The sequence below is a fragment of the Salmonella sp. SAL04157 genome (assembly GCF_046551635.1).
In the GTDB taxonomy this organism is placed as follows: domain Bacteria; phylum Pseudomonadota; class Gammaproteobacteria; order Enterobacterales; family Enterobacteriaceae; genus Salmonella; species Salmonella enterica.
Genome location: NZ_JBGDVS010000001.1, coordinates 477,277 through 491,757 on the forward strand (window position 1 = coordinate 477,277; position 14,481 = coordinate 491,757).

Below are 14,481 nucleotides of genomic sequence, written 5' to 3' on the forward strand. Positions count from 1 at the left end.
ACCACTCCCTGTATTTCTATTAACAATCAATGTAATTTCAATTATCAGAGCACGGCATATCAGTCTAAATCGGCGCACTGCTGTGCTAATTTTATACGCGCATTGGTACGCCGCGTATCTTCTGGTGGATACACCTTATCGATCATTGCGTTAAGCTTGTTACAGTCCAACCAAGCCATCCGGTAGGCAGTCATCAGGCTATGTATTTCATCCTGGTAATCAAGGCTGGCTACAATAAGGGCTTCCGGCAACGCCGTATGTTGCTGTTGCATACTTTGCAGTATCCCCGCCAGAATATCCGGCGGCAGCGCGTCCTCTTTCGAGGCGGTATGCAATGTGCGTGAAATCAGGAAATTCCAGCCGTCCGTCAACTTATCCTGAGGGATGTGCTGCCAGTTCAGCATCTGCCCTTTCACCAACGCACGCAGCGTCTCGCCATCCGCATCACTAAACAGCGACGCCAGCAGATTTTTATTCGGATAAACTGATTGTCCCAGCACCTGCGGCGTCAGTTTTATCTGGGCAAGCAGCGCTTTAGTTTGCCCCTGCAACAAGAAATAATATGCGCGATACAGCGGATTTTGCGCTTCACGCCGCTGCCAGAAAAAGGCCAGAGTCTCTTTATCCTGAAGCTGTATCGCCCCCGAATAGGCTTCATCGGTGAGGAGATCGGGCATGACCCGTAGTAGAACGTCGGCCATCTCAAAAAAAGTCTGGCGAAATCCCTCAGGCTTAAAATGGGGCGTGGGGAGATATTCCAACGGATTTTGCTGCCGTACGATGGTGCGATTTGCCTGCGCCTGCTGAGAGTCGCCCGTGAGCTGCTCGCTAAAAATACGCACCGCAGTGATATTGCCACTCTCAAAAGCTGCAAAAAATGGCGCATTGACAAAATAGCCATCTTCCCGCGAAACACTAAAAGGCGATGCCACACGTGCAGTCAGAGCGCGCAAGTTTTTTTCTGATATGCCTGGCGCTTTTACCGCCTGAACCAGTGTCTGTTCCAACATACTGTTATCATGAATGCTCTCTAACTGGTCCAAGTCGCCTGCCTGAACCTGCCTGAGCAACTGCGCAATATTTTGCTGTTGCCATTGATGGCTAATAGCACGCCACAGCTCCGGCATCACCGGGCACAGCACCCCAATGAACACAATATGGCACAGTAGCCATGCGGGCCACGGCTTGCGCAGCCAGGTTCCCAGCAGCAGCGCGGGCAGCAAGCCCGCCCAACTCAGAATCGGCAACAGGAGCATCAACATCCATACCGTGCCTGTTTGGCTCAACAACTGGGTGTACTGCAACGTGAGTAACAGCAATACCACGACTGCCCACTGTGGTAGTAATACCCACAGCAAAATCTGTCGGCTGCGTTTTTTGGAAAACATCAGGATCAGCAGTGATGCCACCGCAGCGGCATACCCCCACGGTAGAATACAAAACATCAGCAGTTCAGAGCCAAGCCATCGATTAATATAATCCATTTACTATTCCTTTAGTCACTTCGCGACTGGACATAGCGCATTCAGCCGTTGCCGCGTATCGTTTCGTGCTTGTTCGCCCCCCGCCACTGAAGCATTCAACACCTCACGCAATTGCTCACAGGAAAGCCCAGCCTGTAAAAAAGCGGCAGGAAACGTCGGTGTCCAGGGAAGATAGTGGGCGATTTGCTCGTTGGATAACGCTTTCTGCGCTTGCATCGCCTTAATGATCTGTATCAGCAATGCGTTCTCTAACGCTCCACCACGCAGTCGCAATATGGCCTGATGCAGAGGCTCATTATTTCCGTCTTCCATTGCTCGTTTCCAGTCCACTACGTTTGCATCAATAAGCGACTGAATCATTACCAGATTGCCATTGCTCAGTATGAAAGTGAGCAGGTTTTCACGATCCCACCTCTCAATCGGCGGTGTGATCAATATTTCTGGATTATGGGTTACCTCGCTCATTAGCGGTTCCGTTTTGGCTAACAACACCATCGCTTCGAGCCTGCGTAGAGGAATAGTGGGCGGATGTTTCTGCCAAAAATAAGCAACCAACTCGGTGTTACGTTGGATAATGGGATAAATATAGACAGCATCATTCAACAGTTCTGGCATAATATTCAGCAATAAATGACTAATTTCTAGCCTGTACTGCTCGCGATACTGTGATATATAGTTAGATTTATAAAGCGTCAGCAGTGGATTTTCTTTACGAGCGACAATGTTGCGATTCTCTCTGGCGGAAGATGTCTCGCCCACCAGTTGCTGGCTAAAAAAGCGTACTATCGGTACGTTATGTTGGCGAAGAGCGGTAACAAATGGCGTATAAAGAAATTCGGCATTCGGGATCGCCGCTTCAGGGCAAGATTCTGCCGCTGTCAAAAATGGCGAAATACCTCGTATTTTAGCCAGATAACGCAATAAATTTTCCGGTGTATCGCGGTGTTCTGCAGCCAGCGTCAAAACACTTGCCAATTGATAACAAGAGGCATCCTGCAAAACCTGAACATCCCCCTTCGCGCGCTCAAACAGTCGGGTAATTTTATAGTTATCCCAGTCTTCACCAATGTGGTGCCATAATCGCGGGCCGTCCATCACATAAACGAAAACGAACAAAAAAAATAGTATGGGACACGATAGTTCCCAGAATAAAAAATGGAGACTCTCGACTAGAAAAAATAGCAATTATTATCGAGGGCATCAATCCTAATATCAATAAATATACGATATAAATATTTTTTGAATCGATCCAGAATAATCCTCCCCACAATATACAAACAACGCTCACCTGCGGAAGAACAACACGCAAAAAAACCCGCCGATAGCGCAAAGAATCAAATGCGCCGACAATTAACCTCAATAATACGACGCCATAAATCCCCCACGCGCTCATCAATATTACTGAATCCCACATCATCCACGCAAATGATTCAACCATAAAGCATCCTTACTTTCCATGCTCACTACCGAATTCAAATCTCTCGTTTCTATTTTCTGATAACACAGCGAGCTAAACGCACTAATAACTATAGCCAATACGATGATTGTATATATTGCCCAGCACGGTGGATATTATCATCAACAACAAACTCCATCCGTTTCCAAAATTCATTATTGCCCGTTATTTTTTCTGATGATAAAATACATCGAATTCAAACTGCCATGAGAAAGGTTTCGGTTTGTTGCTATTATCAAAGGCAACGGCTTGCGCATACAGTTCGTCCGTCAATAATTCCGGCACGACGCTAATCAAACTGGTACAAATATCTCGCGCCAAAAGTTGTTGTTGCAGAAAAATTTGTTCGTCAGCCATACTATCATTAAAAATACGATTCAGTAGGTCCAATAATGGATTGTTTTGTAAGAGCTGATGCCGATATTGCTTTGCCTGTACAGAATCGCCAATAAACCAGGAGGCAAACGCCCCAACGGCAGGGCGATTAAGCCGGTCGATGGCCAAAACCAACCAAATTTTTTCAGTTCCGTCCGCAATATCAAAAGGGGAAATGCGTTTTGCGACTGCATTGCTTGTGACATCAAATGATTTAAAAAAGCGCGGTCATCGGTCGTATCGATTTTTTGTAACAGCGTTTCTTCCGCCGCCTGCTGTGCCTGATAGGCATCGCGCCGATGATGCCTCTCGAGAATATCCCCTATGTGCGCTAACAACAGCAGCAATACGACCGCATGGCACCCGGCCCAAAGGTGGTGTGGTTGGCCTAATCGATGGCTAAACAGTAGCGCCAGCAATAAACTAAGCCCCAGTATCCACCCTGCGCCAATCGGGAAGAAAAGCGTTTCATCACCCGCAGCAAACCATAGCAAAAGAACCAGCGTAATCTGTGGCAAAGCAATCCACAGCAACACGCGACGAGGCGTTTGGAACAAACAAGCCAGGCAAATAACAATGAAGAACAGAATAAGATAGCCGCCTGCAGTAAACATCCAGAACGTCAGCAGCCGCCATCCCTCCTCACTGATTCTCATCGAATATCACTGGTCCGCCTTTACGACGCTGGATTCACCAGCATTTGCCCAATCGAGCCGCGGTCGGCCATTTCCAGCGTCTGGCTATTGAAATAGAACGGGAAGTGCGGCCAGGACGGCTGACCGTAGTAGACCAGCAGTTCGACTTGCCCATCCACCCAGACGGTATCTTTCCAGCCTCTATCTTCCGGGAACGGCATAGCGCCGTTGACGTTACGAATCAGGAAAGAGACGCCCTCAATATGGAACGACTGCGGCATATCGGCGCGTACCGTCCAGCGCTCCCAGGTGCCTTGTTGGGCCGTAATATCAATGCGATTCACATCCCATAGTTGGCCGTTAATCCCCGGATCGTCACCAAGACTGATGTCCCGGCTGCGGATAGGCGCCCCGCTCATGATCTCCGTCGGCAACAGACGCATCGGCAGATTATCGGTCACCAGCGGCAGCAATCCGGTTGGTCGTAACGTCAGCACCAGGGTAGAAACCAGAATACTGGAAGGCTCAAAGAAACCGCGAATCCGATCGACTATGCTGGCCGCCTCCCCGCAGGTGATCGAGACTTCGTCGCCGTTGGTCATATCAACCAGGATTTCACGTCGCTCGCCGGGCGCCAGTGACAACTGTTTGACGGAAACCGGCGCAGGTAAAAAGCCCTGATCGCCTGAAATCACATGCAGCGCCCGGCCATCGCTCATCTGAAGCTGATAGCGCCGCGAGTTCGAGGCGTTCAACAACCGTAACCGCACCCAGCCGCGGGACACTTCGACATAGGGACTTTGCGCGCCGTTCACCAGCAGCGTATCGCCGACAAAACCACCGCTTCCCGGTTCGCTGTACTCCGGCGTCCCAAAGTTATCCAGCCGTTTATCCTGGATAATGACGGGAAAATCATCCACGCCGTAATGGTTCGGAATGGGCAGCGTTTTACTGATGTCGTCTTCGACCAGCCACATTCCGGCCAGGCCGTTATACACCTGCTGCGCGGTACGGTTAGGCGTGTTAGCGTGATACCACAGCGTCGCGGCGCTCTGACGAATCGGCAACACCGGCGCCCAGTCCGCGTTCGGCGACATCATACGCGCCGGGCCACCCATCAGCGGCCCCGGCACCAGTAAACCAGCAACCGTCATGGAGACATTTTCCGCCAGGCGGTTGCTATAGATGAGTTTAACGTCATCGCCTTTCCAGACGCGGATTGTCGGCCCCAGATAACGACCGTTCACTCCCCAGACCGGTGCGCGCGTGCCTTGCGTAAAGGACCAGTGCGCTCGCTGTAGCGTCATAAACAACGGCTGCCCGCGACGGGACTCCAGCAACGGCGGAACAGGCAACGGCTGTTGCTGACCGGCAGCATTCGCCCTGAGGGGAATCGCGCCTGCACATAGTGCGATTCCCGATGCCTGAAGAAACTGACGCCGACTGAATGACATATAAGCTCCATGTAAAACAGGCTAAAGAGTTGTGCCTGAAAAAATGATTTCTACAATAACAGAGTAAGGCTGCTTAAACCTTACCGGTCGCTTCACGTTCCGCAACCTCTTTATCAAGTTCCGCGATTTTTTGCTCCATTAACGCACGGCAGTGGGCCGCCAGCTCGCGAACCTGATCTTTACCATATTCGCTGACGTCGACTGGCGGCAGCATTTCCACAATAACCAGTCCGTTGTTCAGGCGGTTTAGATTGACTTTGTTAGAGGTGTTGGAAACGCAGACAGGAATGATCGGCACACCAGCCGCGATAGCCGCATGAAACGCGCCGGTTTTAAACGGCAGCAGACCGCGTCCCCGGCTACGCGTACCTTCAGGGAACATCCAGATAGAAATACGGCGCTTTTTAAAATGGTTAACCACTGCCGCAATGGTGCTATGCGCTTTGGCGCGGTTATTACGGTCAATCAACAGATTACCGGTCAGCCAGTACAGTTGCCCAAAAAACGGGATCCAAAGCAGGCTTTTTTTCCCCACCGTCACCGTTGGCGGCTGCACAATATTCGACGCCGTGACCATATCATAATTATTCTGGTGGTTAGCGATATAGATAGCATTGCCATAGCTTTCCGCGTCGGCGGGTTTGCGGCACTCCACTTTCAGGCCAAACAGCGGGGCCAGACGACCGAACATATGTCCAAACGTCGCCACGTGTTTTGGGTTACGTGGGCTGAAAAGGCAGTAAATAGAACCGAAAACACAGACCAGAATGGAGTAAATAACGGTAACAATAAGACGAAAAATATATAGCATAACAACCTCTGAAGGCCTAAGAGCCCGGCATTCTACGTCACCTGAAATTCAGGTTAGGATTTTGGTAAGTGTGGCTCTCTGGAAAAACGTATTGTTAATCGCAATGCACGAATAAACAACGGTTTTACGGGAAATTTTAATGTTAATCCGATCTGAAACCGTAGGCCGGATAAGACGCTACTGCGTCGTCATCCGGCAACGGCAGAGCGCCGGATGGCGGCTTAAATGCCTTGTCCGGCCTACGGGTGCCCCTGTCTTACTCTTCGCTGTCGCCATGACTTACGCGATGCGGTGAATCAATCTCAATGCGATCGATACGCTGCAGGCCGCGCATTAATGTGCCACGGCGTCCGCGTTCGCCGACCACTTTCTGTAACTCTTCAGGGCGCAGTTTGATTTTGCGCCTCCCGACATGGATAGTCAGAGTGCTTTGTGGCGGCAGCACGTACAGGTGCGCCAGTCCATCATCGCCTTTCGCCGCTTCCGCAGAGGGGATATTAATGATCTTATTCCCTTTGCCTTTCGACAGCTGCGGCAGAGAGTCAACCGGGAACATCAACATCCGTCCGGCCTGGGTAATCGCCAGCAGCATATCGTGCTCGTCTTCAATCACCAGCGGCGGCATGACGTGCGCATTTTCCGGCAGTGTAATCAACGCTTTACCGGCACGGTTACGGGCAACCAGATCGTTAAACGTACAAACGAAGCCATAGCCCGCATCCGACGCCATCAGCAGTTTCTGGTCATCGCCTTCCATCAGCATATGCTCTACGGTCGCCCCCGGCGGCAACGTGAGTTTGCCGGTCAGCGGTTCGCCCTGCCCGCGCGCCGACGGAAGCGTAATGGGATCAATAGCATAGCTGCGCCCGGTGGTATCAATAAACACCACCGGTTGATTGCTCTTACCTTTCACCGCGGCTTTAAAGCTGTCGCCCGCTTTATAGTTAAGCCCCGGCGCATCAATATCATGACCTTTGGCGCTGCGCACCCAGCCCATCTGCGACAGCACGATAGTCACCGGTTCGGACGGCAGCATATCGTGTTCGCTCATCGCTTTAGCTTCTTCGCGCTCACGCAGCGGAGAACGGCGATCGTCGCCATAGGCATCGGAATCTGCCTGTAGCTCTTTTTTCAGCAAGGTATTCATTTTGCGTTCGGACGCGAGAATGCCCTGCAACTGGTCCCGCTCTTTTTCCAGCTCGTCCTGCTCACCGCGAATTTTCATCTCTTCCAGTTTGGCGAGATGACGCAGTTTCAGTTCGAGAATCGCTTCCGCCTGGGTTTCGCTGATGCCGAAACGCGACATCAGCGCGGGTTTCGGCTCATCCTCGTTACGGATAATCTCAATCACTTCGTCGATGTTGAGAAACGCCACCAGCAAACCTTCGAGGATATGCAGGCGCTTAAGCACTTTCTCCAGACGATAGTTCAGACGACGACGCACCGTGTCGCGGCGGAACGCCAGCCACTCGGTGAGGATCTCCAGCAGGTTTTTCACCGCCGGACGACCATCCAGACCGATCATATTCAGGTTAATACGGTAGCTTTTTTCCAGATCGGTGGTGGCGAACAGATGGTTCATCACCTGTTCCATATCCACACGGTTGGAGCGCGGGACAATCACTAAACGCGTCGGGTTTTCGTGATCCGATTCATCACGCAGATCGTCTACCATCGGCAGTTTTTTATTACGCATCTGCGCAGCAATCTGTTCCAGCACTTTCGCGCCAGACACCTGATGCGGCAGCGCGGAAATTACCACGGCGCCGTCTTCTTTGGTCCATACCGCGCGCATACGCACGGAGCCACGCCCGTTTTCGTAAATTTTACGAATTTCCGCACGTGGGGTAATGATCTCCGCTTCGGTCGGGTAATCCGGCCCCTGGACGATATCCAGCAACTGATCCAGCGTCGTTTTCGGCTGCTCAATCAGCGTAATCGCCGCTTTCGCCACTTCGCGCAGGTTGTGCGGCGGGATATCTGTTGCCATGCCCACCGCAATACCGGTGGTGCCGTTCAGCAGGATGTTCGGCAGACGCGCCGGTAACATTTTCGGTTCCTGCATCGTGCCGTCGAAGTTTGGCACCCAGTCCGCCGTCCCCTGCCCCAGCTCGCTTAACAGCAGCTCGGCGTATTTGGACAGGCGAGATTCGGTATAACGCATTGCCGCGAATGACTTCGGATCATCCGGCGCGCCCCAGTTCCCCTGGCCATCGACCAGCGGGTAACGGTAAGAGAACGGCTGCGCCATCAGCACCATGGCTTCATAGCAGGCGCTGTCGCCATGCGGGTGATACTTACCCAGTACGTCACCAACGGTACGGGCGGATTTTTTAAATTTAGCGCTGGCGTTCAGCCCCAGCTCTGACATCGCATAGACGATGCGGCGCTGTACTGGCTTCAGGCCGTCGCCAATAAACGGCAACGCACGATCCATGATCACGTACATGGAGTAGTTTAAGTAGGCGTTTTCCGTAAATTCATGTAGCGCAAGGCGCTCTGCCATATCGCTCATTGATTGTGATTCCTCAACTGTTAGCCCGAATAATACCCGGTATCTCTCAGGCAATATTGCCGCAGATACTACCCTATCTGGCGCGTTGAGTCACAAAGAAAAGGGCCGCGAGCGCGGCCCTGATGGAGTTTATTTGGCAACTTTAGAGATCTGTTTTACGTCGATTTCGACAGAGTTCCAGTCTTTATCCACTTCGCCCTGAATTTCAACGGTATCCTGCGGGGTTACGGTCAGGCCGTTCCAGCGCTTGTGGTCAATATCCACATTGATAGTACCGGTCGCATCTTTAAACACATACAGGTCGTCGGAAATGCGCTCGACGATATTCCCGCGCAGCGTTACCCACGCATCGTCACGCAGCGATTTAGCGCTCTCTACCGTCGTGCTGCTGCCGTTCGGGCCGACAAATCCGCCGCCTTGCGTTTGCGTCGCCGACGGGCCGGAGAAACCACCCTGCTGAGCCGCCAGAACCGGGGTAGAACACAGTGCCATAACGGCAACGATTGCAGCTAATTTTTTCATGATTACTTTTCCCTTTCATGTCGTTTCAGATCCATTTAATAAGGTAATCCTTAACAACTTCTTAAGGCAAAAAAAGAATCTTTTTTTCTGTACATCGCCTGCGGCGACAAGGTTAACTGACGGCAACGCGAGTTACCGCAAGGAAGAACAGATGCGAATTTTACTGGTAGAAGATGACACACTTATTGGCGATGGCATAAAAGCGGGCCTGAGTAAAATGGGTTTCAGCGTCGACTGGTTTACCGAGGGACGTCCGGGAAAAGAGGCGCTTTACAGCGCGCCTTATGATGCGGTTATTTTAGATTTGACGCTGCCAGGCATGGACGGGCGGGATATTTTGCGCGAATGGCGCGAAAAGGGTAAACAGGAACCGGTCCTGATCCTGACGGCGCGCGACGCGTTAGCAGAGCGCGTCGAGGGGCTACGTCTGGGCGCTGATGACTATTTATGTAAACCTTTCGCGCTCATTGAGGTCGCCGCCCGTCTGGAGGCGCTGGTACGCCGCGCCAGCGGTCAGGCCAGTAGCGAATTGCGCCACGGCCAGGTGACGCTCAATCCAGGCAATCTCGTCGCAACGCTTGCCGGCGAACCGCTGGCCTTAAAACCAAAAGAGTTCGCGTTGCTGGAACTCTTACTGCGCAACAAAGGTCGCGTGCTGCCGCGCAAGCTTATTGAAGAGAAGCTGTATAACTGGGATGACGACGTGTCCAGCAATGCAGTGGAAGTCCATGTTCATCATTTACGCCGCAAGCTCGGCAGCGAATTTATTCGCACCGTACACGGCATCGGCTACACCCTGGGTGACGCATGAAATTGACGCAACGTCTCAGCCTGCGCGTCAGGCTGACGCTTATTTTCCTGATTCTGGTCTCCATCACCTGGGCAATCTCCAGTTTTGTGGCCTGGAGAAAGACGACGGATAATGTCGACGAGCTGTTTGACACACAGTTGATGTTGTTCGCCAGACGGCTTAGCACCCTCGATCTTAACGAGATCAACGCCCCGCAGCGCATGGCGCATACGCCAAAGAAATTAAAACATGGGCATATCGATGACGATGCGCTGGCGTTCGCCATCTTTTCCGCTGACGGCAAAATGTTGCTGCATGATGGCGACAACGGCCAGGATATTCCGTATCGCTATCGCCGGGAAGGTTTCGACAATGGCTATCTGAAGGATGACAACGACCTCTGGCGTTTTTTGTGGTTGAACTCGGCGGACGGCAAGTATCGTATCGTCGTCGGTCAGGAGTGGGATTACCGCGAAGATATGGCGCTGGCGATCGTGGCGGCGCAATTAACGCCGTGGCTGCTCGCCCTTCCCTTCATGCTACTGATTTTATTACTCCTGCTTCACCGCGAGCTCAGACCGTTGAAAAAACTGGCGCAGGCGCTGCGCTTCCGGTCGCCGGAATCGGAAACGCCGCTCGACGCCAAAGGCGTACCGAGCGAGGTTCGCCCACTGGTCGAAGCGCTTAATCAGCTTTTTAGCCGCATCCACTCCATGATGGTGCGCGAACGGCGATTTACCTCCGACGCTGCCCATGAATTGCGCAGCCCGCTGGCCGCGCTGAAAGTACAAACCGAGGTGGCGCAGCTCTCGGGCGACGATCCGCTCTCACGCGATAAAGCGCTGACCCAGCTCCATGCGGGGATCGATCGCGCCACGCGGCTGGTCGATCAGCTACTGACGTTATCGCGCCTCGACTCGCTCAATAATTTGCAGGATGTGGCGGAGATTTCGCTGGAAGAGCTGCTGCAGTCCGCGGTAATGGATATTTATCATCCGGCGCAGCAGGCGAATATCGACGTGCGTTTACAGCTTAACGCCCATGACGTCATACGTACCGGTCAGCCGCTACTCTTAAGCCTGTTAGTGCGTAACCTGCTGGATAATGCGATTCGCTACAGTCCGCAGGGCAGCGTCGTCGACGTTACCTTACATGCCCGCAGCTTCACCGTCAGAGATAATGGCCCTGGCGTAGCGCCAGAGATTCTGACGCATATCGGCGAGCGTTTTTACCGCCCGCCAGGCCAAAGTGTGACCGGCAGCGGTCTGGGATTATCAATCGTCCGCCGCATCGCTACGCTGCACGGCATGACGGTGTCGTTTGGCAACGCCGCGGAAGGTGGATTTGAGGCCGTAGTAAGTTGGTAACAGAGACTTTTGCCAAAAACGCAAAAGACTTTGCACATTTTGCTAATTTCACCGCACCGCCCGTCAGCGTAGAATCAGCAGCAAACGCATTTCTTGAGGACACAAAATGAGTAACATCCTGATTATCAACGGGGCGAAAAAATTCGCGCACTCCAACGGCCAGTTGAATGACACCCTGACCGAAGTTGCCGATGGGCTGCTGCGCGATCTGGGTCATCAGGTTAAGATCGTCCGCGCCGACAGCGACTATGACATTAAAGAAGAGGTGCAGAATTTCGTCTGGGCTGACGTGGTGATTTGGCAGATGCCAGGCTGGTGGATGGGCGCACCATGGACAGTAAAAAAATATATGGATGATGTCTTTACCGAAGGTCACGGCACGCTCTATGCCAGCGATGGCCGCACGCGTTCCGATGCCGCTAAAAAGTACGGTTCCGGCGGTCTGGTGCAGGGGAAAAAATATATGCTGTCACTGACGTGGAACGCGCCGATGGAAGCATTTACCGAAAAAGATCAGTTTTTCCACGGCGTAGGCGTAGATGGCGTCTATCTGCCATTCCATAAAGCCAACCAGTTCCTGGGCATGGACGCGCTACCAACGTTTATTGCCAACGACGTGATTAAAATGCCGGATGTTCCGCGCTATACCGCAGAATATCGCAAGCATCTGAGCGAAATTTTTGCTTAACTGGTCATCCTGGAATTAGAAGGAGTTAACCATGCTTACCGTCATTGCCGAAATTCGCACGCGTCCGGGCCAACATCACCGTCAGGCCGTCCTCGACCAGTTTGCGAAAATTATTCCAACTGTTCTTAAAGAAGAGGGGTGCCACGGTTACGCGCCGATGGTGGATCATGCCGCGGGCGTGAGTTTTCAGACTCTGGCGCCTGACTCGATCGTGATGATTGAACAGTGGGAAAGCGTTGCGCACCTTGAGGCGCATCTGCAAACCCCGCATATGAAAGCCTACAGCGACGCGGTAAAAGACGATGTGCTGGAAATGAATATTCGTATTCTGGAATCCGGCGTTTAAGTTATTACCCTCGTCTGACGTCTCCCTGATGCGATGCGCAAGTGTCGCCATCAGGCTGCGGCGTCATGTCGGATTCGCTTATCCGGCCTGCGGCGCGCAGACCGGATAAAGCGTGCAACAACCGTTACACGTCGAGATCCGCGAGATCGCCTTTTTCCTGTAGCCAGTTGCGTCGATCTTCAGAACGTTTCTTCGCCAGCAGCATATCCATCATCGCGTTAGTACGCTGATCGTCTTCATCGCTAATGGTGAGCTGCACCAGGCGGCGAGTATTTGGATCAAGCGTGGTTTCGCGTAACTGCATCGGGTTCATTTCACCCAGGCCTTTGAAACGCTGTACGTTCGGCTTACCTTTCTTACGCTTCAGTTGTTCCAGTACGCCCGCCTTCTCTTCTTCCGTCAGCGCGTAATAGACCTCTTTACCCAAATCGATACGGTATAGCGGCGGCAGCGCGACGTAGACATGACCATTCTTCACCAGCGCGCGGAAATGTCTGACAAACAGCGCGCAAAGCAGAGTAGCGATATGCAAACCATCGGAGTCCGCATCCGCCAGGATACAGATCTTGCCGTAGCGCAGCTGACTCAGATCGTCGCTGTCCGGATCGATACCGATCGCCACGGAAATATCATGCACCTCTTGCGAGGCAAGCACTTCATCGGAAGAGACTTCCCAGGTGTTAAGGATCTTACCTTTGAGCGGCATGATCGCCTGATATTCGCGATCGCGCGCCTGCTTGGCGGAACCGCCCGCCGAATCCCCTTCCACAAGGAACAGCTCGGTCCGATTAAGATCCTGCGCGGTACAGTCCGCCAGTTTCCCCGGCAACGCCGGACCGCTGGTGAGCTTTTTGCGTACCACTTTTTTTGCGGCGCGCAGTCGCCGCTGCGCGCTGGCAATCGCCATCTCTGCCAGTTGTTCCGCCGCCTGCACGTTCTGGTTCAGCCACAGGCTGAAGGCATCTTTCACCACGCCGGAAACAAATGCCGCACATTGACGCGACGACAGACGCTCTTTGGTCTGCCCGGCAAATTGCGGGTCCTGCATTTTCACGGAGAGCACATAAGCGCAGCGATCCCAGATATCTTCCGCCGACAGTTTGACGCCGCGCGGCAGAATATTGCGGTATTCGCAAAATTCGCGCATCGCGTCGAGCAGGCCCTGGCGCAGACCGTTGACGTGCGTCCCCCCCTGCATGGTCGGGATCAGGTTGACGTAGCTTTCCGTCAGTAATTCGCCGCCTTCCGGCAGCCACAATAGCGCCCAGTCAACAGCTTCCGTTTCACCGTTAAAATTACCGATAAACGGCTTTTCCGGCAGCGTCAGCAGGCCGTTTACCGCTTCGCCCAGATAGTCGTTCAGGCCATCCTGGTAGCACCAGCGCTGCTCGCTGTTATTCACTTCATCTTTAAAAGTGATTTCCACGCCGGGACACAGCACCGCTTTTGCTTTCAGAACGTGCATTAAGCGAGAGACAGAAAAACGCGGGCTGTCGAAGAAACTTTCGTCGGGCCAGAAATGGACGCTGGTGCCAGTATTACGTTTACCGCAGGTGCCGACAACCTGCAAATCCTGCACTTTTTCGCCGTTTTCAAACGCGATGTTATAGACCTGACCGTCGCGGCGCACGGTCACTTCCACGCGCTTTGACAGGGCATTCACTACCGAAATCCCCACCCCATGCAGACCACCAGAGAACTGATAGTTCTTATTGGAGAATTTACCGCCGGCATGAAGTCGACAGAGGATCAGTTCTACCGCCGGAACCCCCTCTTCCGGATGGATATCCACCGGCATCCCGCGTCCGTCGTCAATCACTTCCAGCGATTGATCGGCATGTAAAATGACATCCACGCGTTTGGCGTGACCTGCCAGTGCTTCATCCACACTATTATCAATCACTTCCTGACCCAAATGGTTGGGGCGGGTCGTATCGGTGTACATCCCCGGGCGGCGGCGTACCGGCTCAAGCCCAGTGAGTACCTCAATGGCATCAGCGTTATAAGTTTGCGTCATGGTTTAATTAGCAATTCGAAT

Annotated in this window: 14 protein-coding genes; 4 read left to right on the forward strand and 10 right to left on the reverse strand. The window is 52.8% G+C overall.

What is annotated here, in order from left to right; translation table 11 throughout:
• Positions 1-59 precede the first annotated feature (59 nt).
• The 9 genes from ACLJRE_RS02320 to ACLJRE_RS02360 all read right to left on the reverse strand — a co-directional run bounded on the left by ACLJRE_RS02320 (position 60) and on the right by ACLJRE_RS02360 (position 9,252).
• Positions 60-1,484: a hypothetical protein gene (locus ACLJRE_RS02320; RefSeq protein WP_001630791.1), complete on the reverse strand. Its 1,425-nt coding sequence runs from the start codon at positions 1,482-1,484 to the stop codon at positions 60-62.
• A gap of 15 nt (positions 1,485-1,499) precedes the next feature.
• Entirely contained in the window at positions 1,500-2,405 is a 906-nt protein-coding gene (locus tag ACLJRE_RS02325) for a hypothetical protein (protein WP_223202024.1), read from the reverse strand.
• A gap of 139 nt (positions 2,406-2,544) precedes the next feature.
• Positions 2,545-2,922 (reverse strand): hypothetical protein, encoded by a 378-nt coding sequence (locus ACLJRE_RS02330; RefSeq protein WP_175527785.1) that lies wholly within the window; start codon positions 2,920-2,922, stop codon positions 2,545-2,547.
• A 183-nt stretch (positions 2,923-3,105) separates the two neighbouring features.
• Positions 3,106-3,297, reverse strand: a complete 192-nt coding sequence (locus ACLJRE_RS02335; protein WP_043942885.1) for a hypothetical protein — start codon at positions 3,295-3,297, stop codon at positions 3,106-3,108.
• 20 nt (positions 3,298-3,317) lie between these two features.
• A complete protein-coding gene (locus ACLJRE_RS02340; protein WP_024147019.1) occupies positions 3,318-3,971 on the reverse strand; it encodes a hypothetical protein in 654 nt (217 codons plus the stop codon).
• 20 nt (positions 3,972-3,991) lie between these two features.
• The gene (ftsP, locus tag ACLJRE_RS02345) at positions 3,992-5,404 is read right to left on the reverse strand and encodes a cell division protein FtsP (RefSeq protein ID WP_023212692.1); all 1,413 of its coding nucleotides are present in this window, start codon (positions 5,402-5,404) and stop codon (positions 3,992-3,994) included.
• Between the two features lie 73 nt (positions 5,405-5,477).
• Complete coding sequence (gene plsC, locus ACLJRE_RS02350; RefSeq protein WP_000965733.1) at positions 5,478-6,215, reverse strand: 1-acylglycerol-3-phosphate O-acyltransferase; 738 nt, start codon at positions 6,213-6,215, stop codon at positions 5,478-5,480.
• 256 nt (positions 6,216-6,471) lie between these two features.
• Positions 6,472-8,730: a DNA topoisomerase IV subunit A gene (gene parC / locus ACLJRE_RS02355; RefSeq protein ID WP_410957300.1), complete on the reverse strand. Its 2,259-nt coding sequence runs from the start codon at positions 8,728-8,730 to the stop codon at positions 6,472-6,474.
• Between the two features lie 129 nt (positions 8,731-8,859).
• Positions 8,860-9,252, reverse strand: a complete 393-nt coding sequence (locus ACLJRE_RS02360; RefSeq protein WP_000731553.1) for a YgiW/YdeI family stress tolerance OB fold protein — start codon at positions 9,250-9,252, stop codon at positions 8,860-8,862.
• Positions 9,253-9,403: 151 nt separating this feature from the next.
• Between ACLJRE_RS02360 and qseB the strand changes: the two genes are divergently transcribed.
• From qseB to ACLJRE_RS02380, 4 genes are all read left to right on the forward strand, one after another.
• Positions 9,404-10,063 (forward strand): quorum sensing response regulator transcription factor QseB, encoded by a 660-nt coding sequence (qseB, locus tag ACLJRE_RS02365; protein WP_001221574.1) that lies wholly within the window; start codon positions 9,404-9,406, stop codon positions 10,061-10,063.
• Positions 10,060-11,409, forward strand: coding sequence for a quorum sensing histidine kinase QseC (gene qseC / locus ACLJRE_RS02370; RefSeq protein ID WP_000779333.1), 1,350 nt, complete (start codon positions 10,060-10,062; stop codon positions 11,407-11,409). Before qseB ends, qseC begins: the two co-directional genes overlap by 4 nt.
• Positions 11,410-11,515: 106 nt before the next feature.
• A complete protein-coding gene (locus ACLJRE_RS02375) occupies positions 11,516-12,097 on the forward strand; it encodes an NAD(P)H-dependent oxidoreductase (protein WP_000065416.1) in 582 nt (193 codons plus the stop codon).
• A 31-nt stretch (positions 12,098-12,128) separates the two neighbouring features.
• A complete protein-coding gene (locus ACLJRE_RS02380) occupies positions 12,129-12,443 on the forward strand; it encodes a putative quinol monooxygenase (RefSeq protein ID WP_000958587.1) in 315 nt (104 codons plus the stop codon).
• 124 nt (positions 12,444-12,567) lie between these two features.
• Here ACLJRE_RS02380 and parE read toward each other — a convergent pair whose 3' ends face one another.
• On the reverse strand, positions 12,568-14,460 hold the full coding sequence (gene parE / locus ACLJRE_RS02385) for a DNA topoisomerase IV subunit B (protein ID WP_000195315.1): 1,893 nt from the start codon (positions 14,458-14,460) through the stop codon (positions 12,568-12,570).
• Positions 14,461-14,481: the final 21 nt, after the last annotated feature.

Excerpts from the sequence above, each read along its gene's own strand:
- ACLJRE_RS02360 (WP_000731553.1), bottom strand. The coding sequence starts at position 9,252 with ATGAAAAAATTAGCTGCAATCGTTGCCGTTATGGCACTGTGTTCTACC.
- ftsP (WP_023212692.1), bottom strand. The coding sequence starts at position 5,404 with ATGTCATTCAGTCGGCGTCAGTTTCTTCAGGCATCGGGAATCGCACTA.
- parE (WP_000195315.1), bottom strand. The coding sequence starts at position 14,460 with ATGACGCAAACTTATAACGCTGATGCCATTGAGGTACTCACTGGGCTT.
- qseC (WP_000779333.1), top strand. The coding sequence starts at position 10,060 with ATGAAATTGACGCAACGTCTCAGCCTGCGCGTCAGGCTGACGCTTATT.
- ACLJRE_RS02375 (WP_000065416.1), top strand. The coding sequence starts at position 11,516 with ATGAGTAACATCCTGATTATCAACGGGGCGAAAAAATTCGCGCACTCC.
- ACLJRE_RS02330 (WP_175527785.1), bottom strand. The coding sequence starts at position 2,922 with ATGGTTGAATCATTTGCGTGGATGATGTGGGATTCAGTAATATTGATG.
- ACLJRE_RS02320 (WP_001630791.1), bottom strand. The coding sequence starts at position 1,484 with ATGGATTATATTAATCGATGGCTTGGCTCTGAACTGCTGATGTTTTGT.
- plsC (WP_000965733.1), bottom strand. The coding sequence starts at position 6,215 with ATGCTATATATTTTTCGTCTTATTGTTACCGTTATTTACTCCATTCTG.
- parC (WP_410957300.1), bottom strand. The coding sequence starts at position 8,730 with ATGAGCGATATGGCAGAGCGCCTTGCGCTACATGAATTTACGGAAAAC.
- ACLJRE_RS02340 (WP_024147019.1), bottom strand. The coding sequence starts at position 3,971 with ATGAGAATCAGTGAGGAGGGATGGCGGCTGCTGACGTTCTGGATGTTT.
- qseB (WP_001221574.1), top strand. The coding sequence starts at position 9,404 with ATGCGAATTTTACTGGTAGAAGATGACACACTTATTGGCGATGGCATA.
- ACLJRE_RS02335 (WP_043942885.1), bottom strand. The coding sequence starts at position 3,297 with ATGGCTGACGAACAAATTTTTCTGCAACAACAACTTTTGGCGCGAGAT.
- ACLJRE_RS02380 (WP_000958587.1), top strand. The coding sequence starts at position 12,129 with ATGCTTACCGTCATTGCCGAAATTCGCACGCGTCCGGGCCAACATCAC.